The sequence below is a fragment of the Varibaculum massiliense genome (assembly GCF_900106855.1).
In the GTDB taxonomy this organism is placed as follows: domain Bacteria; phylum Actinomycetota; class Actinomycetes; order Actinomycetales; family Actinomycetaceae; genus Varibaculum; species Varibaculum massiliense.
This window is the reverse complement of the sequence record NZ_FNWI01000001.1, coordinates 1-1,337: the sequence shown is the minus strand read 5'-3', so window position 1 is coordinate 1,337 and position 1,337 is coordinate 1. Positions and strand designations below refer to the sequence as shown.

Here is a 1,337-nt window from a genome sequence, read left to right as displayed (position 1 = left end):
GGGTGCGGGGCTTCCTGTGCGACGCGGCCGCGATCGGCGCCTGCTACCGCGAGCACGTGGGCCCTCCCTCAAAACCGCTGAAATCGCAGATAAGGGACCTGCAGCGCGCTCTGGGGAGGGCAGAGGTCCCGGGCGTGCCCGACGAGCTGGCGAGGCTGCTCGCGCAAGAGAAGGAGGAGGGCGCCGACGAGGGCGCCCGCAAGGTCAAGGAAGATTGGGGTGACGTCGATGAAGAGGCTTGGTAGGTTCCTCATGGCGGCGCTTAAGGTCACGCTGGGCTTTTTCGTCTGGCTGTTCCGTGCCGTGTTCAAGTGGGTGATGTGAGAAGAGGCGGGCAATTGCCCGCCTCTTTCCGTTGTGCGATTTCGATTTCCCACGGCTAGTCCCGGTCGTCGTCGCCGGCTGCGCAGCAGGCGTAGGCCGTGAGCGTGAGGAGCCCCATGAGGAGCCCTATTCCGAAGGGCGCGAATCCCATCCTTCCACCTCCTTCGCGTAGACGACGGTGCGCGAGTTGCTCGTCTGGTAGCTGCACGTCACGAAGGCCCAGGCCTGCGCGATGTCCGCCGGCTCTTCCAGGACGACCTCGCACCGGGACAATTTGTCCCCGAGGTAGGCGGCGAGCTCCGCCGCGTCGGCGAAGTCGGTCCGCTTGCCCTCCGAGCTCGCGTCGACCACGTCGGCCGCGAAGACCTTGAGCTCGATCGCCTTCTCGCGGGTGTAGATCCGGATGGTGCGGTGCCCCTCGGCGAAGTCGCGCGACGAGTACTGCGCGAGCGGCGCGAACATGGTGCCGTCGGACATGTGGTGCCCGTAGACGATGACGAGCGGGCTCTCGGCACCCTGCGCGCACCCGGCATCTATGTAGGGAGCGCCCCACGCGGATCTTTCGCCGCCGGCGTCGTGCGTGAGGTAGAAGTCGGGCGATTCGGGCCGGCCCTGGACGATCGGGTAGTCGACGGTCGTGCCCGGCACGCGCACCCAAGCGACGACGGAGGCGGGAAGGGCGTCCCAGTCGATGCCGCCTCCCGTCTCTTGAGCCTCCATTGTCGCGTCCTCTTCCGCAGTAGGCACCTCGTGCACCTCGTAAGGGTTCCTCTCGGACAGCGGCAGGACGGCGAGCGCCCCCATCGCCAGCAACGCCACGGCAATGGCGAGCGCCGTGGCGGCTTTCCCTTTGTTCATGTCCTCCCCCGTTCGCAGGGGAGGCCCCGGGCGAGCGCCCAGGGCCTCCGGTTCGGTATCGATGCGGCGCCGCTACTCTTCCGGCTCTTCGTCTGCCGCGTCCTTGCTTGCGCCGGCCGTCTTGCGCTTGCGGTACGCGAGCGCCCCGCCCGCAC

2 protein-coding genes are annotated in these 1,337 nt (G+C 67.9%); one reads left to right on the top strand and one right to left on the bottom strand.

The window, feature by feature from the left end; genetic code table 11:
• The coding region (locus tag BQ5456_RS00010) for a hypothetical protein (RefSeq protein WP_205407825.1) at positions 1-245 on the top strand (245 nt) is incomplete at its 5' end.
• A 205-nt stretch (positions 246-450) separates the two neighbouring features.
• Here BQ5456_RS00010 and BQ5456_RS00005 read toward each other — a convergent pair.
• The gene (locus BQ5456_RS00005) at positions 451-1,182 is read right to left on the bottom strand and encodes a class B sortase (RefSeq protein WP_071128194.1); all 732 of its coding nucleotides are present in this window, start codon (positions 1,180-1,182) and stop codon (positions 451-453) included.
• Positions 1,183-1,337 lie beyond the last annotated feature (155 nt).